Annotated in this window: 28 protein-coding genes; 17 read left to right on the forward strand and 11 right to left on the reverse strand. The window is 69.5% G+C overall.

The genetic code is table 11. The features are described from left to right. Nucleotides 1-163: 163 nt before the first annotated feature. Both CNE_RS18295 and CNE_RS42735 read right to left on the reverse strand, forming a co-directional pair. Entirely contained in the window at nucleotides 164-481 is a 318-nt protein-coding gene (locus tag CNE_RS18295) for a YXWGXW repeat-containing protein (protein ID WP_013951760.1), read from the reverse strand. Between the two features lie 39 nt (nucleotides 482-520). Then, nucleotides 521-643: a hypothetical protein gene (locus tag CNE_RS42735; protein WP_013951761.1), complete on the reverse strand. Its 123-nt coding sequence runs from the start codon at nucleotides 641-643 to the stop codon at nucleotides 521-523. A 497-nt stretch (nucleotides 644-1140) separates the two neighbouring features. Here CNE_RS42735 and CNE_RS41720 point away from each other — a divergent pair, with 497 nt between their 5' ends. Together CNE_RS41720 and cynS are read left to right on the forward strand one after the other, a co-directional pair. Then, nucleotides 1141-1278 carry a hypothetical protein gene (locus CNE_RS41720; RefSeq protein WP_013951762.1) on the forward strand — a complete coding sequence of 46 codons (138 nt, stop codon included), beginning with the start codon at nucleotides 1141-1143 and terminating at the stop codon, nucleotides 1276-1278. Nucleotides 1279-1366: 88 nt separating this feature from the next. Beyond that, nucleotides 1367-1810, forward strand: coding sequence for a cyanase (gene cynS, locus CNE_RS18305; RefSeq protein WP_041228499.1), 444 nt, complete (start codon nucleotides 1367-1369; stop codon nucleotides 1808-1810). Here cynS and CNE_RS18310 read toward each other — a convergent pair. Then, complete coding sequence (locus tag CNE_RS18310; RefSeq protein ID WP_013951764.1) at nucleotides 1804-3066, reverse strand: cyanate transporter; 1263 nt, start codon at nucleotides 3064-3066, stop codon at nucleotides 1804-1806. The two genes, cynS and CNE_RS18310, sit on opposite strands and share 7 nt — an antisense overlap. Further along, a complete protein-coding gene (locus CNE_RS18315; protein ID WP_080569576.1) occupies nucleotides 3059-3517 on the reverse strand; it encodes a nucleoside deaminase in 459 nt (152 codons plus the stop codon). The genes CNE_RS18310 and CNE_RS18315 overlap by 8 nt, the downstream gene beginning before the upstream one ends. A 178-nt stretch (nucleotides 3518-3695) precedes the next feature. Between CNE_RS18315 and CNE_RS18320 the strand changes: the two genes are divergently transcribed. Further along, complete coding sequence (locus CNE_RS18320) at nucleotides 3696-4598, forward strand: LysR family transcriptional regulator (RefSeq protein WP_041228764.1); 903 nt, start codon at nucleotides 3696-3698, stop codon at nucleotides 4596-4598. On the opposite strand, the gene CNE_RS18325 is transcribed toward CNE_RS18320, so the two are convergent. Continuing rightward, a complete protein-coding gene (locus CNE_RS18325) occupies nucleotides 4577-4765 on the reverse strand; it encodes a hypothetical protein (protein WP_041228500.1) in 189 nt (62 codons plus the stop codon). The two genes, CNE_RS18320 and CNE_RS18325, sit on opposite strands and share 22 nt — an antisense overlap. 296 nt (nucleotides 4766-5061) lie before the next feature. Here CNE_RS18325 and CNE_RS18330 point away from each other — a divergent pair, with 296 nt between their 5' ends. Next, the gene (locus CNE_RS18330) at nucleotides 5062-5757 is read left to right on the forward strand and encodes a phosphoribosyltransferase (RefSeq protein WP_013951768.1); all 696 of its coding nucleotides are present in this window, start codon (nucleotides 5062-5064) and stop codon (nucleotides 5755-5757) included. Between the two features lie 7 nt (nucleotides 5758-5764). On the opposite strand, the gene CNE_RS18335 is transcribed toward CNE_RS18330, so the two are convergent. The 4 genes from CNE_RS18335 to CNE_RS18350 form a co-directional block, all read right to left on the reverse strand. Beyond that, a complete protein-coding gene (locus CNE_RS18335) occupies nucleotides 5765-6286 on the reverse strand; it encodes a LeuD/DmdB family oxidoreductase small subunit (protein ID WP_013951769.1) in 522 nt (173 codons plus the stop codon). A 47-nt stretch (nucleotides 6287-6333) separates the two neighbouring features. Further along, a complete protein-coding gene (locus tag CNE_RS18340; RefSeq protein ID WP_013951770.1) occupies nucleotides 6334-7620 on the reverse strand; it encodes a 3-isopropylmalate dehydratase large subunit in 1287 nt (428 codons plus the stop codon). Then, nucleotides 7617-8657, reverse strand: coding sequence for a tripartite tricarboxylate transporter substrate binding protein (locus CNE_RS18345; protein ID WP_013951771.1), 1041 nt, complete (start codon nucleotides 8655-8657; stop codon nucleotides 7617-7619). The genes CNE_RS18340 and CNE_RS18345 overlap by 4 nt, the downstream gene beginning before the upstream one ends. 110 nt (nucleotides 8658-8767) lie before the next feature. Next, entirely contained in the window at nucleotides 8768-9553 is a 786-nt protein-coding gene (locus CNE_RS18350) for a GntR family transcriptional regulator (protein WP_013951772.1), read from the reverse strand. Nucleotides 9554-10265: 712 nt separating this feature from the next. Here CNE_RS18350 and CNE_RS41555 point away from each other — a divergent pair. From CNE_RS41555 to CNE_RS18390, 8 genes are all read left to right on the forward strand, one after another. Next, a complete protein-coding gene (locus CNE_RS41555; RefSeq protein ID WP_013951773.1) occupies nucleotides 10266-11693 on the forward strand; it encodes a hypothetical protein in 1428 nt (475 codons plus the stop codon). A 200-nt stretch (nucleotides 11694-11893) separates the two neighbouring features. Next, nucleotides 11894-12289: a hypothetical protein gene (locus CNE_RS18360; RefSeq protein WP_013951774.1), complete on the forward strand. Its 396-nt coding sequence runs from the start codon at nucleotides 11894-11896 to the stop codon at nucleotides 12287-12289. Further along, nucleotides 12289-12987 (forward strand): C39 family peptidase, encoded by a 699-nt coding sequence (locus CNE_RS18365; RefSeq protein ID WP_041228501.1) that lies wholly within the window; start codon nucleotides 12289-12291, stop codon nucleotides 12985-12987. Before CNE_RS18360 ends, CNE_RS18365 begins: the two co-directional genes overlap by 1 nt. Nucleotides 12988-12997: 10 nt before the next feature. Then, a complete protein-coding gene (locus CNE_RS18370; protein ID WP_013951776.1) occupies nucleotides 12998-13861 on the forward strand; it encodes a hypothetical protein in 864 nt (287 codons plus the stop codon). Nucleotides 13862-13946: 85 nt separating this feature from the next. Continuing rightward, entirely contained in the window at nucleotides 13947-15386 is a 1440-nt protein-coding gene (locus CNE_RS18375; protein WP_013951777.1) for an acetate kinase, read from the forward strand. 215 nt (nucleotides 15387-15601) lie between these two features. After that, the gene (locus CNE_RS18380; protein ID WP_013951778.1) at nucleotides 15602-16114 is read left to right on the forward strand and encodes a hypothetical protein; all 513 of its coding nucleotides are present in this window, start codon (nucleotides 15602-15604) and stop codon (nucleotides 16112-16114) included. Between the two features lie 273 nt (nucleotides 16115-16387). Next, nucleotides 16388-17524 (forward strand): ABC transporter substrate-binding protein, encoded by a 1137-nt coding sequence (locus CNE_RS18385; protein ID WP_013951779.1) that lies wholly within the window; start codon nucleotides 16388-16390, stop codon nucleotides 17522-17524. 36 nt (nucleotides 17525-17560) lie between these two features. Further along, nucleotides 17561-18352, forward strand: a complete 792-nt coding sequence (locus CNE_RS18390) for an SDR family oxidoreductase (RefSeq protein WP_013951780.1) — start codon at nucleotides 17561-17563, stop codon at nucleotides 18350-18352. A gap of 55 nt (nucleotides 18353-18407) precedes the next feature. Here CNE_RS18390 and CNE_RS18395 read toward each other — a convergent pair whose 3' ends face one another. Continuing rightward, entirely contained in the window at nucleotides 18408-19313 is a 906-nt protein-coding gene (locus CNE_RS18395) for a LysR family transcriptional regulator (RefSeq protein ID WP_013951781.1), read from the reverse strand. Between the two features lie 114 nt (nucleotides 19314-19427). Between CNE_RS18395 and CNE_RS18400 the strand changes: the two genes are divergently transcribed. The 5 genes from CNE_RS18400 to CNE_RS18420 all read left to right on the forward strand — a co-directional run bounded on the left by CNE_RS18400 (nucleotide 19428) and on the right by CNE_RS18420 (nucleotide 24258). Then, a complete protein-coding gene (locus CNE_RS18400) occupies nucleotides 19428-20789 on the forward strand; it encodes an acyclic terpene utilization AtuA family protein (protein ID WP_013951782.1) in 1362 nt (453 codons plus the stop codon). 12 nt (nucleotides 20790-20801) lie between these two features. Further along, on the forward strand, nucleotides 20802-21155 hold the full coding sequence (locus CNE_RS18405) for an AtuA-related protein (protein ID WP_013951783.1): 354 nt from the start codon (nucleotides 20802-20804) through the stop codon (nucleotides 21153-21155). Nucleotides 21156-21197: 42 nt separating this feature from the next. Next, nucleotides 21198-22163: a Bug family tripartite tricarboxylate transporter substrate binding protein gene (locus CNE_RS18410; RefSeq protein ID WP_013951784.1), complete on the forward strand. Its 966-nt coding sequence runs from the start codon at nucleotides 21198-21200 to the stop codon at nucleotides 22161-22163. A 186-nt stretch (nucleotides 22164-22349) separates the two neighbouring features. After that, nucleotides 22350-23396, forward strand: a complete 1047-nt coding sequence (locus tag CNE_RS18415) for an MBL fold metallo-hydrolase (protein ID WP_041228502.1) — start codon at nucleotides 22350-22352, stop codon at nucleotides 23394-23396. 97 nt (nucleotides 23397-23493) lie between these two features. Beyond that, entirely contained in the window at nucleotides 23494-24258 is a 765-nt protein-coding gene (locus CNE_RS18420) for an NADPH-dependent F420 reductase (RefSeq protein WP_013951786.1), read from the forward strand. A gap of 25 nt (nucleotides 24259-24283) precedes the next feature. On the opposite strand, the gene CNE_RS18425 is transcribed toward CNE_RS18420, so the two are convergent. Then, on the reverse strand, nucleotides 24284-24673 hold the full coding sequence (locus CNE_RS18425; RefSeq protein WP_010814084.1) for a GNAT family N-acetyltransferase: 390 nt from the start codon (nucleotides 24671-24673) through the stop codon (nucleotides 24284-24286). Between the last annotated feature and the right edge of the window lie 76 nt (nucleotides 24674-24749).

Below are 24749 nucleotides of genomic sequence, written 5' to 3' on the forward strand. Positions count from 1 at the left end.
CAGGTCGGGCGCATGGCCTAATGCTTCTGGATGAGAGACGTCTCCCACCTCGGGATGAGCCCTGCGGCGTCGGCTGCACCGGCCTGCACCGGGCTTGCCACCGCCTGCCGGGAGGGCAGGGCGGCGGGCCCGGGGCCGGCCGGCAGGTCCGCCCGCGGAGGCGTCAGCGGGCCCAGTGGCCGGGGCGCATGACCCAGCCGTGCGGGCCGCGCACCCAGCGCTCGGGCACATAGCGGTAGCCTGGACGCTGCGCCTGCCAGTAGCCGCCACGCCAGTCGTAGCGCCCGCCGGTGGCGGCCCAGTGGCCCGGCACCCAGACCTGGCCGCGGCGCGCGGCGGGGTGCGGTTCATAGCGCGGCGGCGGGGGCGGATGGCCATAGCCGTGGGCGACCACCACCGGCTGGGCCTCGGCGGGGGCGGTCAGTCCGAAGACGCCGCTCGTGGCGAGGACGGCTGCGGCAAGCAGGAGCTGGCGTTTCATGTGGATTCTCCTTGGGGCGGTTGGAAGTGGCTGGATCGATCAATAGCGGTCGTAGTGGTGGTAGCGCGGCGGCGGCCCGCCGCGCGGTGGCACTACGATGCAGGCGGACAGCAGTGCGGCCGTGGTGGACAGCAGCACCACCAGCGAGAGGGCGCGTTTCATATGGACTCCTGGCGGGTTCGCGTTGGACACGGCTTCAATGTAGCGAGCCGGCCCCGCACTGCGCGCTTGCACTTGTAAGGCTGTCTCACATGGGCTTGTCCCGCTGGCGCAGGCCTGCGCCGAGCGCGCGGCATCCCGGAAGCCCTTGCGTATCAAGGCATTGCGCGCATGGCGGCAGGCCCATGGCGTGGTGTTCGCGTGCCGGGTCGGAGGTAATGTGACGTTACACCGGAAATAATTCTCGCAAGGCAATGGGCCCCGGCGCGGGCGTTGCACGCTTTGTGGGCGGCCTGGCTGGGCACGCAGAAACGGGTACGCCGCGATGGTGCGCGATGCCTCGGCATGGCCCGGTGAAGGGCGTACTGGTAGCGTCACGGCGCCATCGTGGTGCCGTCACGGGACTTCAGGCGCGCATTTCAGTGGGGCGGAAATGGCATGAAGCTTGCGCCATGGGCTATACCAGTCGGAAGTGGCCTCGTGTGCTTGAAGGAGGCGTCATGCCGGTCATGCTCATCGTGCTTGCCCTGCAATGGCTGCAGGGGTTGTCGCCGCCCGCCGCGGCGTTGTTCGCGCTGCCTCAGGAGATGGCGCCCGTGGACGCCGCGGCCATCATCGAACCCGCGCTGACACGCTGACATGGGCTGACGCCGGGGTGGTATGACCACCCTGCCGCCGTGGCAGTCCGAGTGGTTCCATCCAACCTACCACTGTCATGGAGTCAGCATGAACCGCAGCGACGTCACCGACCTCATCATCGAAGCCAAGGTCACCCGCGGCATTACCTGGGCGCAGGTGGCCGAGCGCGTCGGCCGCAGCAAGGAATGGACAACCGCGGCGTGCCTGGGCCAGATGGCATTCGACGCCGCCGGCGCGCGCGCGGTGATGGAGGCGTTCGGGCTGCCGCCCGAGGCCGAGCCCTGGCTGCGCGAGGTGCCGTACAAGGGCTCGCTGCCGACGCAGGTGCCGGCCGATCCGCTGATCTACCGCTTCTACGAACTCATCAGCGTGTACGGCACCACGTTCAAGGCGCTGATCCATGAAGAGTTTGGCGACGGCATCATGAGCGCGATCGACTTCCGCATGGACCTGCAGCGCGAGCCCGATCCCAACGGGGACCGGGTGCGCATCGAGATGTCGGGCAAGTTCCTGCCCTACAAGACTTACTGAGGGGCGACTGCGCGCACGGGCGGCAGCGCAAAGGACACGTCATAGCGCGCCGGGTCCAGGCGCATGGTCAGCACGCCCACCAGCGCGGCGCAGGCCAGGTGGTACCACCAGCCGGCGGCGAAGTCGCCGGTGCGTTCGTGCAGCATGGCGGTGATCCAGGGCGCCAGCGACGCCAGCAGGAAGCCGCCGCCCTGCATCAGGGCGCTCAGCGCGCCGGCGCTGTCGGGGTCCGGCAGGTGGTCCAGCGCCACCACCAGGTACAAGGCAAAGCAGCCGCCCAGGCCGGCGCCGCCGATCACGGCCCACGCGTGCGGCGCGGCGTCGGGCCACAGCGCCAGTCCGCCGAAGCCCGCCACCTGCATGGCCAGCGCCAGCGCCATCCAGGCGCGGCGGTCCAGGCTGCGTGCGGCCAGCACCGGCAGCAGCAGTGCCGCGGCGGCCTGCGCCACCGCCATCAGCGCCACCAGCGACCCGCTCGCCGAAGCGCTCCAGCCGTGGTCCTGGTAGAACGGCGCAAGCCACGCCACCAGCGACGCATAGCCGCCGTTCATGACGCCAAAGCAAGCCATCAGCAGCCAGGTGCGCGGACGCCGCAACAGCGCGCGAGTTGCCCCCGCCGGGCGGCTTGCCGGTACCCCGGGGCCGCGCGCCGCGGCGCGCGGCAGCGCCACCCAGGCCAGCGCCAAGGCTGCCAGCGCGGGCATGGCCCACAGCGCCAGCGCATCGCGCCAGCTGCCGGCCAGCGCCGTCACGTAGGGCGACAGCTGCGCGCCGAGCGCGCCGCCGCCCATCAGTGCGGCGGAGTACAGCCCCATCACCGGCGCCACGCGCCCCGGGAATTCCTGCTTGACCAGGCCCGGGCAGGCGGCCTGCACCACGGCCACGCCCAGCCCGCACAGCGCGGCCGAGGCGATCAGCCAGGTGCCGTCCGCCACGCCCAGCCGCAGCGCACAGCCGGCACCCAGCAAGGCCAGCGCGCCCAGCACCGCAGCGCGCGCACCCAGCCGTTCGCGGATGGCCGGCCCGAAGAAGGCGCCCACGCCCATCAGCAGCATCGGCAGCAAGGTCAGCCAGGCCATGCCCTGGTAGCTGAGGCCGGTGCCGGTGCGGATGGCCGGGGCCAGCGGCCCCACCGCGGTCAGGAACGGCCGCAGGTTCAGGCCGATGCCGGCGACCGCGGCCAGCACCAGCCAGCGCGGGGTGGTGCGGATGTTGCGGACCGCGCTGCCGTTGGCGCCGCGCGCGCCCTCAGCCACGGGGCGCGCGCGGGCCGTAGAGCTGCGCCGCAGAGAGATCGACCGGCACCCGCGTGAGCGGCAGTGGCGGCGAGTTCAGCGACAGGCGCAGCGCCTGGTAGGCGGCGTCGCTCGACATGCCGTAGGGCGCCGCATCTTGGTTGTCGAAGGCGTAGTAGACCGCCTGCACGCCGGCCATGGTCATCGCCGCCAGACACATCGGGCAGGGGTGGCCGCTGGCGTAGATCACGCTGCCGCGCAGGTCGGGACGGCCCAGCTTGCGTGCGGCGGCGCGCACCGCCTCCATCTCGGCATGGGTGGTGGGGTCGTGGCTGTGGACGATGTCGTTGACGCCGGTGGCGACGGCCTCGCCGTCGAGCACCAGCACCGCGCCGAAGGGGCGCGCGCCACGGTCACGGTTGGCCGCTGCAAGGCGAATCGCCTCGCGCATGAATTCCTGGTGAGTGGTCATGGTTGGCAAAGAAGTGAGTGCATGCTCTCGAACAGGGCGGCATGGGTCTTTGAGGGGCGTTCCCGGCGGCTGCAGGGCGCGGGCCGGGGCAGCGTGCCAACTGTACGCGGGGGCTTGGTAATTGGGAAATTAAATGATGAAATCGCCGGCAGTGGAAAAATCAATGGATAAACCGGCCATGCACGACCCTCGCCTCGATCCCGTGCTGCTGCAGAGCTTTGTCGCGGTGGCGGAAAGCGGCAGTTTTACCCGCGCCGCGCAGCGCGTGCACCTGACCCAGTCTACGGTCAGCCAGCAGGTGCGCCGGCTGGAAGACCAGCTCGGCTGCGTGCTGCTGGACCGCGGCGGCCGCTATGTCACCACCACGCCCGAGGGCGAGCGCCTGCTGGGCTACGCGCGCCGCCTCCAGCAGCTGATGGCCGAGGCGGTGGGGCAGCTGCGCCAGAGCGCTGGCCAGGGCGAGATCCGCATCGGCGTGCCCGAGGACTTTGCTGCGCGGCCGCTGACGCCGGTGCTGGCCGGGTTTGCCGATGACTGGCCGGGCATGCGGCTGGAGGTGACCAGCGGCATGAGCCATGAGCTGTGGCAGCGCTTCCAGGACCGGGAACTGGACTTGGTGCTGGTCAAGCAGCGGGTTGGGCAGGCGCCGGGGCTGGCCAGCTGGCCCGAGCCCCTGTGCTGGTTCGACAGCCGCGGCCGCCCGGCGGTGGCGCGCGACCCGGTACCGCTGGTGGCGTTTCCGGTGGGCGGGCTGTACCGCGGCGAGATGACGCACGCGCTCGACGCCGGCGGACGGCGCTGGCGCGTGGCTTTTGTCAGTGCCAGCCTGGCCAGCATCCTGGCCGCGGTGGCCGACGGCCTGGGCGTGACGCTGCTGCCGCGGCGCCTGGCCACGGCCCAGCACCAGGTGCTGGAGGACGACGGCTGGCCCGCCGCGGTGCCCGACGTCGAGCTCAGCCTGCACGCGCAGCCGGATCTGCCGGCTGCGGCGCGCGACATGGCCGCACGGCTGGCCGCGCTATGCGAGACCGTGATGGGACCGGGCGAGCCGCCCGCGGATCAGCCGAAGAACTCGTTGTAGTAGCGGGTGCAGGTGCCGGCCGGGCGGAAGGTGTAGGGCAGCTCGGCCATTGCCGCGGCTTCCAGCGAGCCGAACGGGATGTCGGGCGCGGCCAGGGGGCCGGCTTCGGGGGCGGATTGGTGGTCGGGGCGCGCAAGCTGGGCGCGGGGGTTGGATGGCGAAGTCATGTCAGGCTCATTCTCAAGGGCCGGGCACTGCACCCGGAAATTGCGGATCGGCGTTGTCAACGCGTGCAGCCATCCTAATGCTGCAGCGCGGCGCAGTCAGCCACCCCAGCCTGAACACACTGTTGCGCAATCGGGCCCAATCGGGGCGACTTGCCCGGCGTTGCCCGCGCCTGGGTGCCGCCGGCGACTTGTGCCAACGCCTTGCGCGGCAGGGTCTATATTTGGCTGAGGGTTGCCTGCGCCGCTTGCCTTGCGGCCAGCGCGGCCCGAGTGCCGCCGACCTTTCGGAGCGTGCCATGTCGATGCCACCATGCTTTGCCGATCGCCGCGAGGCTGGCCTGTACCTGGGCCGCCGCCTGGCTGAGCTGGGTTTCGGCGCCGCACAACTGGGCCAGCCCGCGCTGGTGCTGGCGCTGCCGCGCGGCGGGGTGCCGGTCGCGTTCGAGGTGGTGCGCGCGCTCGACGCGCAGCTGGATGTGCTGCTGGTGCGCAAGATCGGCGCTGCCGGCTATCCCGAGCTGGCGCTGGGCGCGGTGGTGGAGGGCGATGCCGGCGGCGGCGGCCCGCACACGGTGGTCAATAACGATCCCTGGGCGCGGCGCGCCGTGGAAAGCGGCAGCTTCGATGCCGAGCGCGGCCGCCAGCTCGACGAGATCGCGCGGCGCCAGCAGCGCTATCGCGGCGGTGCGCCGGTGCCGGCGCGCGCCGGGCGCACGGTGATCGTGGTCGATGACGGCGTGGCCACCGGCGCCACCATGCGCGCCGCGCTTGAAAGCGTGCGCATGGCCGGGGCGGCGCGCGTGGTGGCGGCCACGCCGGTGGGGTCGGGGGAGGGGCTGGCTAGCCTGTCGGCCGCGGCCGACGAGGTGATCTGCCTGAACACGCCACCCAGTTTCGGCGCGGTTGGCGCGTTCTACCTGGATTTCTCCCAGACCAGCGACGAAGAGGCGCTGGCCCTGCTGCGCGCGGCGGCGGCGCCGCCTGCGCGCTGAGGTTCGCTCAGCCCTGGTCCGCCTGGCCCTTGCCCAGGCGCGCCTTCAGGTGCGGCACCAGCCCGCCGGCGGCCAGGATCGCGCGCAGGAAGTCAGGGATGGGCTCGCACGCGACCAGGCTGCCGTCGTCCAGGCGCAGTTGTGCCGACGCCAGGTCCAGCACCGCGTGCGCGCCGTCGGCCAGGCGGCTGGTGTCGGCGCAGACCAGCACCGGCAGGCCCAGGTTGATGGCATTGCGATAGAACAGCCCGCCGAAGGACTGCGCCACCACGGCGCCCACGCCCAGTTCGCGCAGTGCCTGGGGCGCCTGCTCGCGCGAGGAGCCGATGCCGAAGTTGGCACCCGCCACCAGCACGTCGCCGGCGCGCACGCTGCCGGGAAACTCCGGGCGCAGCGAGGCCAGGCAATGCCGGGCCAGCACCGGCAGTGGCGATTTCATCAGCACGGCGGGGGCCATGGCATCGGTGTCGATGTTGTCGCCGAAGCGCCAGAGGCGGCCAGCGGGGGCGGGGGCGATAGCAGAGGTCATGCAAGAAGTCTGTCCCGCCAGGCGGGCACGAAGTCAGGCCCGCAGCGTTACTCCAGCAGGGTGCGGGGATCGGTAATGCGGCCGGTGACGGCGCTGGCGGCCACGGTCATCGGCGAGCCCAGCCACACGGCGCTGCCGACGTCGCCCATGCGCCCGGAGAAATTGCGCGCCGTCGACGCAATCGCGCGGCTGCCCGCCGGGAAGCGCGCCGCGCCATAGCCGGCGCAGGCGCCGCAGGCGTTGGGAAGCAACGTGGCGCCGGCGTCAGTCAGGATGCCAAGCGTGCCCTCCTGCTCGGCCAGCAGCTGGTCGCGGCGCGAGGCCGGCGCCACCTGCAGGGTCACGCCCGCGGCCACGTGGCGCCCGCGCAGCACGCGCGCGGCCATGCGCAGGTCTTCCAGTTTGGCGCCGGTGCAGGCACCCAGGTAGGCGATCTGCACGGGCTCGCCGGCGGCCTGGCCTACCGGCGCGCTGTTGGCCGGGGAGTGCGGCGCCGCCACCTGCGGCACCAGTGCCGCGGCGTCGAAGCGGTGGGTGGCCAGCACCGGCGCGTCGGGGTCGGTGCGCCAGTGGGCCAGGTCGATCGCGGCCAGCGTCTGTGCCGGCACGCCGGCCTCGGCCAGCCAGCCGAGCGTGACCGCATCGGGGGCCACCAGGCCGGTCTGCGCGCCGAGCTCGGCGCTCATATTGGCCAGCGTCATGCGCTCCTGCATCGGCAGCGCGGCGACGGCGCTGCCGGTGTACTCCAGCGCCTCGTAGCGGCCGCCGCCCATGCCGAGCGTGGCGCACAGGAACAGCATCATGTCCTTGGCGCAGACGCCCGGTGCAAGCTGGCCGTCCCATTGCAGCCGGATGGTATGGGGCACGCGCAGCCAGATCTCGCCGGTGGCCAGCACGCCGGCCATCTCGGTCGCGCCCACGCCGAACATATAGGCGCCGAAGGCGCCGCCGGTGGGGCTGTGGCTGTCGCCGCCAACAATCAGGCGGCCCGGCAGCACATGGCCGCGCTCGGGCAGCACCACATGGCAGATGCCTTCGGCGTCGATGAAGTGGGCGCCGGACTGGCGCGTCCAGTCGCGCGTGAACCGCAGGATCGACTCGGCCTGGGCATCGCCGCCCGGCACGAAATGGTCGGTCACCACCACGTAGCGCGACGGGTCCCACACGCCGGTGCCAAGCTCCTGCAATAGCGGCGCCACGCGGCGCGGGCCGCTGGAGTCGTGCGACATCGCCAGGTCGACCCGGCAGATCACCACCGTGCCGATCTCTGCATGCGCCAGCCCGGCGGCGCGCGCCACCAGCTTCTGCGCCAGCGTGGCGGGGGTGTGGCTCATTCCGGCGAGGCTCCCGAGTACTTGACCACGGCGGCCCAGCGCTTGACGTCCTGCTTCACGAATGCGGCGAAGGCTTCGGGCGTCGTGCCCATCGGCTGCGCGCCGTCGTTCTCCAGGCGCTTGCGCACCGCAGGTGTTTCCAGCCCCTTGCGCGCGGCCTGGTACAGCGCCTGGGTGACGTCGTGCGGCATGCCGGCCGGACCGAACAGGCCGAACCATGCGCTCGACTCGAATCCCTTCACGGTGGCGCCGATCGGCGCCGCGCCCGGGAACTGCGGCAGCGGCGCGGGGCTGGTCACCCCCAGCACCTTGAGCTTGCCCGCGCGCACGTGCGGCAGCACGTTGATGGTGCTGGCGAACATCAGGTCGCACTGGCCCGCCAGCACGTCGGTGAGCGCGGGCGCGGTGCCCTTGTACGGAATATTGACGATGTAGGTGCCGGTCATCATCTTGAACATGTCGCCAGCCATGTGCAGCGACGAGCCCACCGAGCCGATGGCAAAGTTCAGCTTGCCCGGTTCGGAACGCGCCAGGCGGATCAGCTCGGGCACGTTGCTGGCCGCCAGCTTCGGCGTGGCCACCAGCACGCTCGGCACGGTGGCCACCAGCGTGATCGGGGTGAAGTCCTGCACCGGGTCGAACGGCAGCTTCTTGTACAGCGTGGCGTTGATGGTGTGGCTGGTGAAGCTCATCAGCAGTGTGCTGCCGTCCGGCGCGCTCTTGGCGACCAGGTCGGCGGCGATATTGCCGCCGGCGCCGGGGCGGTTCTCGACCACCACCGGCTGGCCCAGCTCCTGGGACATTTCCTGGGCGATGGTGCGCGCCAGCGTGTCGGTGGTGCCGCCGGCGGGCGCGCCCACCAGGATCCGGATCGGCTTGCCGCCTGCCACCTGAGGATGCCCCTGGGCGGCGGCGGACAGCGGCAGGGCCAGCGCGCACGCTGCCAGGCTGGCCATGGCCAGGCGCTGCACCGCGGCGCGGCGGGGGATCGAAGGCGAACGGGTCGGGCTGGACGGGACCAGGCGGAACACTGGCATGGCAACGGCTCCTCGCTTGATGTGATCAGAGATGCGCAGTATCGCCCGGAACGTTACGTGGCGCATCCCTGGCAGCGCCGCCCGCGGGAAATCGGCGGCGGTCCGCGGGGTCAGTCGCGCAGGCCCGGGCGGGTTTCGCTTTCCACCCAGACGTTGGCGCTGTCCACGCCGGCCGGCGACAACTCCATCCGGTATTCATAGCGGTCCGGGCGGTACTGGCCGAGCAGCAGTTGCACCGGGCGCCCGGCCGCGTCCTTGACCACGCGGCGCACCGCCAGCAGCGCGCCGCCTACGGGCACGTCAAGCAGCGGCGCCACCACCACGTCGGCCAGGCGCGCTGACAGCACCTGGGTGGCACGGCCCAGCTTCACGCCGCCGGCCTCCAGCAGGCGCAGCACCGGCCGCTCTTCCAGGGACTGGCGCGTGATCGGCCGGCCCAGGTCGGCGGGCAGGTAGACCGTGATATGCGACAGCGGCCGGTTGCGGTAGTGGCGCACGCGCACGATCTTCACCACCGGATCGCCCGGCTCGATCTGCAGCGATTCGGCCACATCGGGCGTGGCATGGACTTCGTCGATCGAGATCACCTTCACCGACGTCTTCTGGCCCATGTCGATGATGTTGTCGAGCAGGCTGGTGCCGCGTTCCTCGCCGGCCGCCGCCGCCGGGCGTACCGGATGCGGATTGACGAAGGTGCCAAGCCCGCGGTGGCGGCGCACCAGTCCCTCCTGCACCAGGCGGTCGAACACGCGCCGCATGGTCACGCGCGAGGCGTGGAACTGCTTGGCCAGGTCGATCTCGCCCGGCAAGGGGCCCTGGCCGAAGCGGCCTTCCACGATCTGCTGGCGCAATACGACGTAAATCTGGTGATACAGGGGAACGACGGCTTCACTCATGGTTTCCCTTGCGGAGAGATGACAAGTCTGTAATGCCTCTAATGTACTTTAAATCAGACATAGAGCCTAGCATGGATAGCCGCAGTGGCGCTTGCGGAACAACGTCGCCGGCGCAGTGTTGCGGCGATGCATCCCGTCTCCGCCAAGGCCCCTTGGCTGATTGCGCCAGTGCGGGTGAAGTCGGTTCGGCGCCGCTGCATGCGTTGCAGGGCGGACCAGGCCGGCGCGGCGGACCGGGCTTGTGCCGGGCGGCGAGAACATGACATCGGGGCGGCGCTGCTGCAATGTGGGATGCCTGACACGGGCGGCGGTGACGGCACCCTCGGTGTCGTGTTTCAGTCCCGATACGTACGGTCGCGCCTCGGGCAAATCCTGACTGCCTGCATAAGGCACTGAAAAATAAGGCGTTTTCCTACCACTCCGGACCCCCTCCAGGCGGGCTGGGAGTGGCCGTGTCACAGCGATGTGACATGTCGGCTGCCGTGCACAGCAGCGAGGGCGATGGCGATCGCGCAAAGCAGCGGAAAGTTCCCGCCAGGGTGCCGGGCAGGCCTTGTAATACAAGGAGTTGGCGCCTCAGGTGGCGCAGCTGGCACCGATTATGCGCAGGGGGAGTCTGGTTTGGCAGGGTGCCGGACCTAACCTCCAGCCGTCGTTCGGCACGAGCGCCGGCCGGAGGCTGAGCCGCTGTACATCTTCCTGGGAGCTTCGTATGAATAAGACCTTACTGGCATCGGCGATTGCGCTGGCATTTGGCGCTGGCCAAGCCTTGGCGAACCCGACCAACAACGCCGACGATAGCGGGACCACTAATACCCAAAACGCGACCGCGACTTCCACGCAGAGCGGCAGTGGCGCCGCAGCCAACGAAAACTCGACTGCTGTGCAGGCCAATGACAGCAGCACCACCACGAAAACCAGTACCCGGACCTCAACCCGGACCAGCACAAATACCAACTCCAAGAACCGCACAGATCAGGATATGCGCGGTTATGGCAATGCGGCCGCAGCCAATGGCAGCACGGCTACCGCCAACTTCTCCAACGCGTTCAACACCAGCAAGGCGCTGGCGATCAGCAAGCTGGAGGGCTATGTATCCGGTAACACCATCGCAGCGATGGGCAACCGTGCCGGCAACTGGGGTGACGCCAATGGCGGCCTCGGTGGCAAGGGCGGCAGGGGCATTGGCGGCGTAGGCAACGGCGGCAACGGCGGCAACGGCGGCAACGGCGGCAACGGCGGTAGCGGCGGCAGCGCCACCAACGGCAGCGCCACCAACGGCGCAGCCACCAACTATGGCGCACGCGCGGGTAGCGGCGGCGACGGCGGCAAGGCGGTTGGCTGGGCTGGCGATGGCGGAAACGCCAAGTCGTATGGCGGCGACGCGCTCAGCGCGGCGGCCACCCGGGGCGGCAGCGGCGGCGACGCTATTGGCGCGGGCGGACGCGCACTGAGCGCTTCACTTGGCGCCGGCGGTCGCGGCGGCAGCGCACTCGGTGCCAGCCTTGGCCTGGGCGGCGCTGCGGGCTCGGCAGGTGGGTCCAGCGGCAACGGTGGCGCGGGTAACGACACGGTCGGCGCGGGCGGCGCAGCCGGTGCGGCGACTGCCGCCGGTTCTGCTGGCGCGGGCACGGGGACTGGCGGTGCGGGCGGCGCCGGAACGTCGTCGGCTAGCGCAACCGGCGGTGCCGGCTCCGGTACCGGCGGCGCGGGTGGCGCAGGCGGCACAGGGACCTCGACGGCCGCGGGTGGCGCATCCACCAGCACGGGCGGCGCTGGCGGCACGCAAGCGAGCGTTGGCGGTGCGGGCGGCGCAGGTGGTGCGGCCACGAACGGCAGCGCTTCGAGCTCGGCGACCAACGGTAGCGCCACGGCTGGCAATGGTGCGACGGGTGCTGTCGGTGCAACCGGTGGCGCTGGCGGCGTTGGCAACGGCGGCACCGGCAACGGTGCAGTCGGCGGCGCTGGCGGCGCAGGCGGAACTGTCGCGGTTTCTGCCGGCTCGTTCAGCCTGTCCAACGTGATGACCAGCGTCGGCCAGACCGCCGCGGGCATCATGGTCGCCAACCAGAATCTTGGTGCAGCTTCGCTGGTTCAACAGAGCGTCAACGTCCAGGCCAACCTGAGCGTCGGCCGCTAAGACGTGAGCCGGGCCGGCCGGCCAGCCATATCCAGCCTCTGGCGGATGGGCGGGCCGGTCGGTGCCGGTGCAAGTCTTCAAGCCGACGGGGGGCATCCCGGCGAGCGATTCGCGCTGGGATGCCTGCCTGGCACAACCTGTAAGTTCCGCTGCGGCTGGCTGGATGGGGCTGGGCGCGGCGGGCATGGAGGAGACGCATCATGCAACCGATCCACACTGCTGTCACGGCGCTGACGGCAGCATTTCTGGCCTGGCCGTTCATGCAGGCTCAGGCAGGACCGCTGGCGGGCGATGCCGCCGTGCCAGCGCCTGTCGCTGCGGTGGCCCCAGCGGCGAGCAATCCTTTTGGCACGGCCGCGGTAGCTGTCGCGAGCGACAAGCTTGATGACGTGCGCGGTGGTGCGGAAGTGGTTGTCAACGACATGCGGCTGCATGGCACGGTGGCGGACAACGCCGCGGTCCATACGCTGTCCGGCACCAACATGATCACGGAGGGCGCCTTCGCGAATGCTGCGGGCATCCCGACGGCCATCCAGAACTCGGGCAACAACGTGTTGATCCAGAACGCCACCATAGTCAACGTCCAGTTCAAGTGATGAAGATGCTTCAAAGACTGCTGCGGGCGCTGCCCTTTGTCCTGGCCCTGGGTGGTACCCCGCCGGCACTGGCTGACCGGATCAGCATCTACGGGCCTGTCGGCGAGTACTACAGCGTGCCGGTGACCAGCCTGCGCGAAGCACGCTTCAAGACAACGATCCGTCAGCAATACGATTTCAGCTGCGGCTCGGCCGCGGTGGCAACCCTGCTGACCTACCAGTACGGCCAACCGGTCAGCGAGGAACTGGTCTTTGCCAACATGTTCGTCAATGGCGACCAGGCCAAGATCCGGCAGGAGGGATTCTCCCTGCTGGATATGAAGCGCTATCTGGCGTCGCAGGGGTTCCTGGCCGACGGGTATGAACTGCCCCTGTCGAAGCTCGAGGAAACAAAGATACCCGCGATCGTGCTGATCGCCGAGAACGGCTACCACCATTTCGTGGTGGTGAAAGGGGTCCGCGGCGATCGCGTGCTGATCGGCGATCCGGCGCGCGGCACGCGCTCCATCTCGCGCGAACACTTCGAGAGCATCTGGGAAAGCCAGTTGCTGTTCGTGATCCATAACCGGACCGAGCAGGCCCGGTTCAACCTGGCGGCCGACTGGCGCGTAGCGCCATCGGGCCCTTACTGGATGGGAGTCAACCGGGACAGCCTGTTCTTCACCGTCATGCCAAAGCATGGCGCCAGCGATTTCTGAGGAACACATCATGTTCGAGACATCCGCCCCGAATACCACCGCTTGCCGCAGCAGGGGAGCCGGTACGGCGACTGCAGCGGTCCTGTTCGGCGCCGGCATGGCATGTGCCACCGCCGCGCAGGCGAGCGAGCAGCCGCTGCCGGACGCCCTTGACGCGGCCGCGGTTCCTGCACAGACTGTATTGGACACGCAAGAGAACAAGCAAGACCAAACACTGGCTGCCGCTACCCAGGGCAGCATGGCCGGCTGGAAACCGGTCTCGGAAGACAAGCTGGATGAAATGCGCGGCGGCTTCGACGCCGGCGGACTGCAGGTTTCGTTCGGAATCGAACGCGCGGTGTACGTCAATGGCGCCCTGGTGGTGGCCACCAGCATTAACATACCGGACATTGCGCGCATCACCAGCGACCAGGCCGCGAAGCTGGCTTCTGCGCTTGCGCCGGCCATTGTGAGCAATACGTATGCTGACGTGAACAGCGCGATGGCGGGCAACCCGGCCACGGCGGGCGTTCAGCTAGGCAGCAATGGCAGCAGCAGCGCAGGTGCCGCGGGAACGGCCACGGCGGTGGCATCGAACGGAGCATCGGCAAGCAGCGCCGGTGCGGCCGGCCTGCCGTCAACCGCGGTGACAACGCCAACCGGCCAGGTCGTTACCAACGGGCTGCTGGCGGTAATCCAGAACGGCGCGGGCAATTCCGCGGCGGTGGCCAATGGGACGTCGCCGATGACCGTAATCCAGAACACCTTGAACAATCAGAGTATCCGGAGCCTGATGACAATCGACACGAGTGTGAATACGCTCCAGGCATTCCGGTCACAGGTCGCCAACGCAACGCTGAACAACGTGCTGCTGCGAGCCGCCAGCATGAGGTAGGAGTAGCCGTAACCGTAGCTTTGATGCGCAGGAGGTAGCGCGCGCCTGCAAGGTCCAGTCTGCCGTCCCGGGGGAGGAAGACGTCATGAAGAAGCGGTCGATGCAGGGCATCCGCAGCGCGGGGTGCTCGACGTTGCTGTTGCTTGGAGGCCTGGCGCACGCCCAGACCACACTCGACGCGGGGCCACCCGCCGCCGGGCTGGAGTCCTTGCAGAACCAGCTGGCCGAGCAGGCCAGCCAGCTCGACGCCATGAAGCGCGCGCTCGCTGAGCAGGAAGCGTTGATCCGTGAGCTGCGCAGCGTGATCGGGCCGGAGGTGCTGTCCCGCAAGCGCGGCGGCGCCGGGCCCGGCGTCACGCCGATGGATAACGCCACCAACGCCGCGGCCGCCGCGGCCGGCGCCAGCGCAACGCAGGGCGTGCCCAACGCGGTCACGTCGCCGCAGGCGACCCAGGGTGACCAGCCGCCGCAGATGGTGGTGCAGCCGGGGCAGCCGCAGCAGGGCGAGTCGACGTACCAGCAGGTGGTCGCGGACGAGCCCGTGGGCAAGCCGCCCGAGCGCGATACGCGCCCGCCCGAAATCGCGCCGATCACGGAACAGCCGGGCGTGCTGACGGCGCAGGGCAAGCTCGTGATCGAGCCCGGCTTCCAGTACGGCTATTCGTCGAACAACCGCGTGGCGCTGGTCGGCTATTCGATCATCCCGGCCCTCCTCATCGGCCTGATCGATGTGCGTGAGGTCAAGACCTCGACTTACATCCCATCGGTTGCGTTCCGCTACGGCATCACCAAGCGGCTGGAGATCGAAGCCAAGGTACCCTATGTGCATAGCTCCGGTTCCACCGTCAGCCGCGAAGTGTTCACCGGTACCGCAGTCGACCGCGTGTTCAATGCCAGCGGCAGCGGCATTGGCGATGTCGAGGCGACGGTGCGCTACCAGCTCAACTATGGCAGCGAGAAGCTCCCCTACTTCATCGGCTGGCTGCGCTACAAGTCGAATACCGGCAAGGACCCGTTTGAAGTCGTCACCGACTGCGTGACGCGCTGCGTGGGCAATGCCACCGGCACCGGGTTGCCGCTGGGGCTGCCAACCGGCACCGGCTTCCAGGCGATCCAGCCCGGCGTCACCTGGCTGCTGCCGACCGATCCGGCCGTGTTCTTCGGCACCTTCAGCTATCTGCACAACTTCGCGCGCGACAACGTGAGCCGCACCGTGCTGAACGGCGAGAAGGAACCGCTGGGCAAGATCGCGCCGGGGGACATCTTCGAGTTCAGTTTCGGCATGGGCCTGGCGCTGAACGAGCGCGCCTCGTTCAGTATTGGCTATGACCAGAGCATCATCTGGCCCACCAAGCAGAACGGCCAGACCGTGCCGGGTTCGGTGCGCGTGACGCAGGGCACCCTGCTGGTGGGCTACTCGTACCGCTTCAGCAACCGCTACACTCTGAACCTTTCAGTGGGTGCGGGGCTGACGCGCGACACCCCCGACCTGCAGGTAAATGTGCGCCTGCCGATCACTTTCTGACGCGCTTCTCTGCGCATTTCCGCGCGACGTGACGCGTGCCCCGCATATGCGGGGCACGCGTGCGCATCACATCCGCGGCCAGGGTGCGCAGGTACGGAAACGCGCCTTGCGCTGGCCCCTTGAACGGCGTACAAAGAAATAACCCCGCGCCGCCAGCGGTACTTTCTCACCAGGTTCAAACTCACCGGTGGTGCGGCCTGAAAAAGGAGAGAGACATGCGCAAACGCATCTTCTGGTTGTTGCCCGACCTGGCGAGTGCCCGTCGCACCATGGACGACCTGCTACTTGCCCGCCTCGAGAACAGCCACATCCACTTCGTGGCGCGCGACGGCTCCGACATGACGGGCCTGCATGAAGCCAACCTGTTCCAGACCTCCGACATCGTGCATGCCGCCGAGATGGGCCTGATGGTGGGCGGCGGCGTGGGCGTCGTGGCCGGCGTGGTGGTGGCGATGTTCCCGATTGTCAGCGACACCCCGCAGTGGGGCCTCGTCGGCGTGCTGGCGGTGCTGGGCGCGGTATTTGGCGCATGGGCCTCGAGCATGATTGGCAGCTCGGCACCCAACAGCCGGCTGCGTGCATTCGAGAAGGACATCGAGGCCGGCAAGATCCTGCTGATGGTCGACGTTCCGCGCAGCCGTGTCGAGGAAATCGAAACCCTGCTCGCGAACGCGCATCCGGAAGCCAGCTTTGCGGGGTTGGACCCGGCTGTACCGGCTTTCCCCTGAGCCATCGGCTTATCGCCGCTGGTTGTTGTTCAGCGCTGTCGCATCTCTTTCCGCGCGCCCTTGTGGCGCGCCCTGACGCGCATCCTTTCGCGCGCCCCGGCTCACACCGGAACTGCCTGCGCGGTTCCGGTGTGATGCTGCTGCAACACTCCGATCTTTCCCGGTTTGCCCCCATGAGACGCATGCGGTAACTTGCGTGACGGCACACGGCCGTGCATGCCGTGCCGCAATAAAACGATGAAGTCAGCCGGACAGGCGCAGGGGGTCGAGACAATGAAAGCGAAATGGATCGCGTGCGGCATGCTGGCCGCCACGCTGGGATGGGCCGCGCAGACGGCCCTGGCGGAAACGGGCGTGACCCGCAATACCATCCGCATCGGCCAGTCGGCCGGCATCACCGGTCCGGTGGCCGGTTCGGTCAAGGAGCAGATCGCCGGCGCGCAGGTGTACCTGCGCACCATCAACGCCAGCGGCGGCGTGGCCGGGCGGCGCATCGAGCTGGTGACCCACGATGACGGCTTCGATGCCAAGCGCACGCCCGACAATGTGCGCAAGCTGATCGACGAGGACAAGGTGTTCGCGCTCTTCATGGTGCGCGGCACGCCGCAGAACGAAAGCATCCTGCCCATCATCGCCGCGCAGAAGGTGCCGCTGGTGGCGCCGCTGACCGGCGCCATCACGCTGCACCGGCCGGTGAACCGCTACGTGTTCAACGTGCGCGCCAAGTACCAGGACGAGGTGGCGCGTGCGATCAACCACCTGGCCACATCGGGCATGAGCCGCATCGGCATCTTCTACGCCAACGACGGCTTTGGCCGGGACGTGCTGGAAGGCTACAGTGCCGCGCTGCAGGCGCGCGGCGTGCAGCCGGCGGCGACGGCAAGCTTTGCCCGGCCCATGGGCGATATCACCCAGAGCGTGGCCGCCATGAACAAGGCCAACCCGCAGGCGGTATTGGTGATCGGCTCGGGCTCGGAGGCGGCGCGCATCATCCGCGAGCTGCGCCGCGCCGGCAGCGAGGCACAGTTCGTCACGCTGTCCAACAACGCGGCCGATTCCTTTATCCGTGAACTGGGCGCCGATGCGCGCGGGCTGATCATCACGCAGGTGGTGCCGGGCACCAACTCCAGCCAGATGACGCTGGCCAGCGAATACCGCAGCCTGGCCAAGCAGCAGGGCGTGGAGCCGTCGAACGCCGGCATGGAGGGTTTCATGTCGGCCAAGGTGCTGGTCGAAGGGCTGCGCCGCGCCGGCCCCGACCTGACGCGCGAGCGCCTGGTCACGGCGCTGGAAGGCATGCGCGACTACGACCTTGGCGGCATCCTGATCAGCTACAGCGCCGAGCGCCATACCGGCTCGTCGTTCGTGGAAATGTCGATCGTCTCGTCCACCGGCAAGCTGATCCGCTGAATCCCGCAGGCAGGGGGCTGCGGTATAGTCCCCCGCATGGCTACTCCTACCCCCTCCCCCGATTCCCGTACCCCGTTCTCGCTGCACGGCCGCGTGGCGCTGGTGACCGGCGGCGCGCAGGGCCTGGGCCTGGCGATTGCCGCCGGGCTGGCCGATGCCGGTGCCCATGTGCTGGTGGTGGCGCGCAATGCGCAGCGCGTGCAAGCGGCCGTCGCGGCGCTGGCCGCGCGCGGCGGCAGCGCCGAGGCGCTGGTGCTCGATATCACCGATGAAGCCGCCGTGGCGGCCGCGTTCGACCGCATCGACGCCGCCCATGGCCGGCTCGACATCCTCGTCAACAACGCCGGCGCGCGCAACCGCAGCACCATGGCACAGCTCGATGCCGGCGACCTGCGCGCCATGCTCGAGACTAACCTGGTGGCGCCCTACACGCTGTGCCGGCTCGCCGCGCAGCGCATGCGCCGCGGCGACTACGGGCGCATCGTCAATGTGAGCTCGATCGCGGGCCAGGTCGCGCGCGCCGGCGACGTGCTCTACCCTGCCACCAAGGGCGCCCTGGACGCGCTCACGCGCGCCATGGCGGCCGACCTGGGGCGGCACGGCGTCACCGTCAACGCGATCGCCCCGGGCTACTTCGCCACCGAGCCCAACCAGGCCATGGTCGAGGACGAGGGCGTGGCCGAGTGGCTGCGCCAGCGCACCTCGCTGGGCCGCTGGGGCCAGCCAGAGGAAGTGGCGGGGGCGGTGGTATTCCTGGCGTCGCCGGCCGCATCCTATGTCACCGGGCAGGTGCTGGCCGTCGACGGCGGCTATCTCGGGCACTTCTGAGGGCGCCGCCGGCAGCAAAGCGTACCCAATTCTGCGTGCCGCTTTTGCCGGGTTTTCAGCGCCGCGCGGGCGGCTTGCCGCCGCGGTAGAACGCCTGCAGGCAGTCGATCATCGCGGCTGCCGCGGCCGAGTCGCCGCGGTCCTTGAGCCGCACCAGGCAAATATCGCGCACCAGCGACGGCAGCTGCAGCGGCCGGATCGCCAGCCCCTCGCGCCGGAACTGAAACAGCGCCAGTGACGGCACGGCGCTCACGCCCAGCCCCGCCTGCACCAGCGCCGCCACCGTCGCCAGGTGCTCCACCTCCATCACGCTGGTCAGGCGCAACGGATGCAGCGCGGCGTCCAAGTGCTGGCGCACGCTGGTCGTGCGCGACAGCTGGATAAACGGCAGGCCCGCCAGCATCTCCGGCGTGATGCGGCGCTTGCGTGCCAGTGGGTGGTCCGCCGGGCACACCAGGTGGAAGGTGTCGCGCACCAGTGGCTCCACGCGCAGGTCGTCGTCCTGGGCCGGCGCCGGGGCCAGCGCAAAGTCGGCGCGGCCCTGGCGGACCAGTTCGATGCAGCCGTCGGCGAGCTGGTCGAACAGTTCCAGCGCGATGCCCGGATACAGCGCGCGGAACTGCGCCAGCAGCGGCGGCAAGTCGCCGGCGGCCAGCGATGGCAGCGCCGCGATCGACACGCGCCCCTTGCGCCGCTCGGCGTGCGCGCGCAGGTCCTCGAACGCGGTTTCGAAATCGGCCAGCAGCCGGCGCGCGGTCTGCTCGAAGCGCACGCCGTCGCTGCTCAGCTCCACGTGCCGCGTGGTGCGTTCGAACAGCCGGCTGCCGGCCTGTTCCTCCAGCGTCTGCACCAGCGCGCTGAAGGCCGACTGCGACAGGTGGCAGGCACGCGCCGCGCGCGTGAAATTGCGGTAGGTGGCCAGCGCCACGAAGGCGCGCAGGTGCTTGACCGAGAGGTTCATGGGGCCCTGGCGGATTTATCCAGCAAGTCGATAGATTAATCCAAATAATCCGTTTTTTGGCTGGACGTCCCCGCTCTAGAATGGGATCGAGTCCACCAACAACCTGCCCCCACCATGACTGCTCCCTTGCTGATCGGCTCCGGCGCCGGCTTCTCCGGCGACCGCACCGATGCCGCGCTGCCGGTGGTGCGCACGCTGATTGCCTGCGGCCAGCCGGCCGCGCTGATCTTCGAGACCCTGGCCGAACGCACGCTGGCGCTGGCGCAGCTGGCGCGGCGCAACGATCCCGCGCAGGGCTACGAGCCGCTGCTCGATGCGCTGCTGGTGCCGGTGCTGGGCCTGTGCCTGCAACACCGCATTCCCATCGTCGGCAATTTCGGAGCCGCCAACCCGCGCGCTGCGGCGCGGCGCGTGCTGCAGCTGGCGCAGGAACTGGGCCTGCCCGCGCCGCGCGTTGCAGTCGTTGAGGGCGATGACCTGTCCGACGATGCGGGGCGCGCGCGCTTGCACGGCATTCTTGGCGATGCCTTTGAGGCCGATCGCTTCGTCTGCGCCAATGCCTATATCGGCGCGCAAGGCATCGCCGAGGCGATCGCTGCCGATGCCCAGGTGGTGGTGTGCGGGCGGGTGGCCGATCCGGCGCTGGCCGTGGGGCCGGCGATGGCGCACTTCGGCTGGTCATGGGATGACTGGGACCGCCTGGCCGCCGCCACCATGGCCGGCCACCTGCTGGAATGCGGGGCGCAGGTCACCGGCGGCTACTTTGCCGATCCCGGCATGAAGGACGTACCCGATGTGCATGCACTGGGCTTCCCGATCGCGCAGCTCGATGCCGACGGCGGCATCGAGATCTTCAAGGCCGCCAATACCGGCGGCTGCGTGGACCTGCGCACGGTCAAGGAGCAGCTGCTGTATGAGGTCCACGACCCGGCCGCCTACCTGACGCCGGACGTGGTGGCCGACATAGGCGCCGTCACCGTGGCGCAGCTGGGTCCGGACCGGGTGGCGGTGCGCAATGTGCGCGGCCATCCCCGTCCGGCGCAGCTCAAGGCCAATGTGTTCAGCCACGGCGGCTGGCTGGCCGAGGGCGAGATCTCGTACGCCGGCCCCAATGCCGCCGCCCGCGCGCGGCTGGCCGCCGACATCCTGTGCCGGCGCATGCAGCTGCTGGGCCATGACGCGCCCATCCGCTTCGACCTGATCGGCGTGCTCAGCGTGCTGGCCGACGATGGCGGCGCGATGTTCGCCCAGCGCCAGCCGCATGAGCAAGCGGCGCAGGACGTGCGCCTGCGCGCTGCGCTGGCGCACGACGACCTGGCGGTGGCGCAGGCCCTGCAGCGCGAGGTCAATGCGCTCTATACCTGCGGCCCGGCCGGCGGCGGCGGCGTGCGCACCGCGCAGCGCGCGCGCCTGAATGCCGTGTCGTGCCTGGTGCCGCGCGAGGCCGTGACGGCCACGCATAGTTTCATCGCCTGAGGAGGTCCGACCATGACTGACACTGCTGCGCTCTACCAGTTCGCCCACGGCCGCACCGGCGACAAGGGCAACCGTTCCAACATCAGCGTGATCGCCTACGACGCGCGCAACTACGACCACCTGGTCACGCACGTGACCGAAGACGCCGTGCGCGCGCTGTTCCGCGAGCGCCGGCCCACGTCCGTCACGCGCTACCTGGTGCCATCGCTGCAGGCGATGAACTTCGTCCTCGACGGCGTGCTCGATGGCGGCGTCAACGACGCGCTCAACCTCGACACGCACGGCAAGGCACTGTCGTTCCGACTGCTGCAGCTTGAGATCCCTGTGCCGCCGCGGCTCGCGTCCGGCGCCGCGGATAGCCACTGATCCATCGCTTCACACCGACAACAAGTTCTACAGGAGACCACGATGTACCCATTTCTCAAGCCACTGGCCGTTGCCGCGCTGGCGCTGATCCTGCCCGCGGGGCTGGCCTGGGCCGAGTTCCCGGACAAGCCGATCCGCTTCGTGGTGCCGTTCGCGGCCGGCAGCGCCACCGACCAGCTGGCGCGCGCCATCGGCCAGGCCATCACCGTGGACAGCAAGACCACCGTGGTGGTCGACAACAAGCCGGGCGCCAACGGCTTCATCGCCGCATCGGACGTGGCCAAGGCCGCGCCGGACGGCTACACCGTGCTGATCAGCACCAACACCACGCATGCGGCCAACGAGCACCTGTTCAAGAAGCTGCCCTACGACCCGGTCAAGGACTACGCGCCGATCACCACGCTGGGCCGCGGCGGCCAGATCATGGTGGTCAACCCGCAGGTGCCGGCCAAGACCGTGGGCGAGTTCATCGCGCTGGCAAAACAGCAGCCGGGCAAGCTCAGCTTCGGCAGCGGCAGCTCGTCGTCGCGCATTGCCGGCGAGCTGTTCCAGCAGATGGCGCATGTGGAGTTGCTGCACGTGCCGTACAAGAGCAACCCGCTGGCCATCACCGACCTGCTCGGCAACCAGATCCAGATGATGATCACCGACACGGCCACCGGCCTGCCGCAGGTCAAGAGCGGCAAGCTGCGCGCGCTGGGGGTGTCGGGCAAGACGCGCTCGCCGCTGGCGCCGGACGTGCCGACCATCGACGAAGCCGGCGTCAAGGGCTATGAGATGAGCTACTGGTTCGCGGCCTATGCGCCCGCCGGCACGCCGCAGCCGGTGGTGGCGAAGCTCAATGCGATGATGGTCAAGGCCGCGCGCGGCGATACCGCGGCCGGTTTCTACAAGTCGACCGGCACGGAGGTGTTCACCAGCACGCCCGCGGAGCTGGCGAAGTTCCAGTTGCAGGAGTCCGGCAAGTGGGGGCGCATCATCAAGGCGGCGAATATCCAGCCAGAGTGAACGCAGGGCAGCGCAAGCTCCCATGCATGGAAAACGGGGCCAAACGGCCCCGTTTTTTACGCAGAAGTAGGTACGCTTTGGTGCTTGCGGCCTTGATGGACAAGGGCCGGCTAAGATATGCCTGGCAGCGCGGCCTTGCCGCTCCGGCCTACTCCTCGACAACACCAACCAGAACAGGAACAGGATATGAAGCAGCAGTCCGTGGTGTGCCATGCAACCTTACGTCCGGGCCGTCGCCCGGTGCTGCGCCAGGCCGTATTGCGTGCCGCCATCGCCGTCACCATCGGGGCCGCCGTGCTTCCCGCCATTGCCACTGCGCAGACCACCACGCCGCCGGCCCAGCAGAAGACCCAGGTGCCGGGCTACTACCGCATGATGGTCGGCCAGCTCGAGGTCACGGCGCTCTATGACGGCTACATCGACCTGGACCCGAAGATCCTCAAGTACACCAGCGCGCGCGAGGTGCAGAGCCTGCTGGCGCGGATGTTCGTCGAATCGACGCCGGGCATGCAGACCGCGGTCAACGCCTACCTGATCCATACCGGCAGCCACCTGGTGCTGGTCGATACGGGCGCGGCAGCCTGCTTCGGGCCCACCCTCGGGCGCATCGGCGAAAACCTGCGCGCGGCGGGCTACGCGCCGGAACAGATCGACACCGTGCTGCTGACCCACCTGCACGGCGACCACGCCTGCGGCCTGGCCACGGACGGCAAGGCGGCGTTCCCGAACGCAACCGTCTATGTCGACAAGGCCGATGCCGACTACTGGCTCAGCGAAGCCAATGCCGCCGCCGCGCCGAAGGAGGCGCAGGGCCTGTTCGCCATGGCGCGCGCCGCGGTCGCGCCGTACCAGGCGGCGCAGCGCTTCCGCCCCTTCAGCGGCGGCGCCGGTGTCGAGCCCGTTCCCGGTGTGCGCGCGGTGCCGGCCAATGGCCATACTCCGGGCCACAGTGGCTACCTGTTCACCTCGGGCAAGGACAGCCTGCTGCTGTGGGGCGACATCGTGCACAGCCATGCGGTGCAGTTCCGCCGCCCGCAGGTGGCGATCGAGTTTGACGTGGACAGCCACCAGGCCGTGATCACGCGCCAGCGCATCCTGGCCGATGCCGCCAAGGGCCGGCTGTGGGTGGGGGGCGCGCATATGCCCTTCCCGGGCCTTGGCCATGTGCGCCGCGATGTGGCCGGATATGCGTGGGTGCCGGCGGAATTCGGGCCGATCCGCAACGACCGCTAGCCGACCACGCCGGGCCGTCGCTTTTTCGCCTAGAGTCATCCCAGCGGCCCGTATGACGTACGGGACGGATGGTCGTGTCCACTGCGGAGGATTTGCGATGAACGCCAGGGCATCCCGCTTCGATCCTGCCCGCCGCCGCTGGCTTGGCGCCGGCGCCGCGGCCCTGGTGCTGGCCGCGCCCCTGCCACGCGCCGCGTGCGCCCAGCCTGGCCCGGCGGCCGGCCGCGAGGCTGCCGCGCAGCGCATCGGCGTGATCGGCTCGGGCCGCATCGGCGGCACCGTGGGCGGGCTGTGGGTCAAGGCCGGACACCCGGTCCTGTTCTCGTCGCGGCACCCGGAGGCACTCAAGCCGCTGGTCGAAGAATTGGGTACGCTGGCGCGCGCCGGCACCGTGGCCGAAGCCATTGCGTTCTCTAACGTGCTGTTCCTGGCCACGCCCTACGGCGCGCTGCCGCAGCTCAGCCGCGACCATGCCGAGGCCTGGCGGGGCAAGATCGTGCTTGATGCCACCAACGCCTACGAGCACCGCGACGGCCCGATCACCGAGGAGGCCAGGCGTGACGGCATCGGCATCACCACCGCGCGCTACCTGCGCGGCGCGCGCGTGGTGCGGGCCTTCAACTTCATGGGGGCGGCGCAGTTTGCCAGCGAGCATCACCGGGCGGGCGGCCTGGTGGCGGTGCCCATCGCCGGCGACGACAAGGCCGCGCTCGACGTGGCCGCGCAACTGGTGCGCGATGCGGGATTTGAACCGGTGGTGGTGGGGCCGCTGGCCAGCGCGGATCGCTTCGCACCGGGCGGGCCGCTGTTCCGGCAGGTGGGTACGGCCGAGGAGTTCCGGCGCAAGATGGGCGCACGCTGACGCTGCGCCCGGGGGTGCTGGCGGATCAGGGCCGGCGCCGCTCCATTGCCACCATCGACGGCGTGAAGCCGAGCTGGCCGAAGAATGCGGCTTCGGAGGAACGCGCCGCGCGCAGCATCCAGGTGATGTCGGGGTCGTTGCCCACGATGTGCCGCACCAGGGCGCGGCCGATGCCGCGCCGGCGGTGGCTGGGCGCGACGGCAACCATCGACAGGAAGCCGTCGCAGACGTCGTCGCACAGCGCGCGGGCAAAACCGACGATCTCGCCGTGCTCCACCGCCACGACCACGCGTTGGGAGTTGGCCACCAGCCGTGCGAATTTCTCCGGGCCGCCCACCCGGTGGGCCCAGCCGTTGGCGATCAGTAGTTGTCTGGCTGCCTCGATGTCGTCGGGCAACAGGTTACGGATTTCCATCGGCGGCTCTCCCAGTAAAGCGTGTACGGCCCCTCGCCGCCCCTTGCCACGAGGGGCGCCGCGAGTCGAGAACAGC

Source organism: Cupriavidus necator N-1, from assembly GCF_000219215.1.
In the GTDB taxonomy this organism is placed as follows: Bacteria; Pseudomonadota; Gammaproteobacteria; order Burkholderiales; family Burkholderiaceae; genus Cupriavidus; species Cupriavidus necator.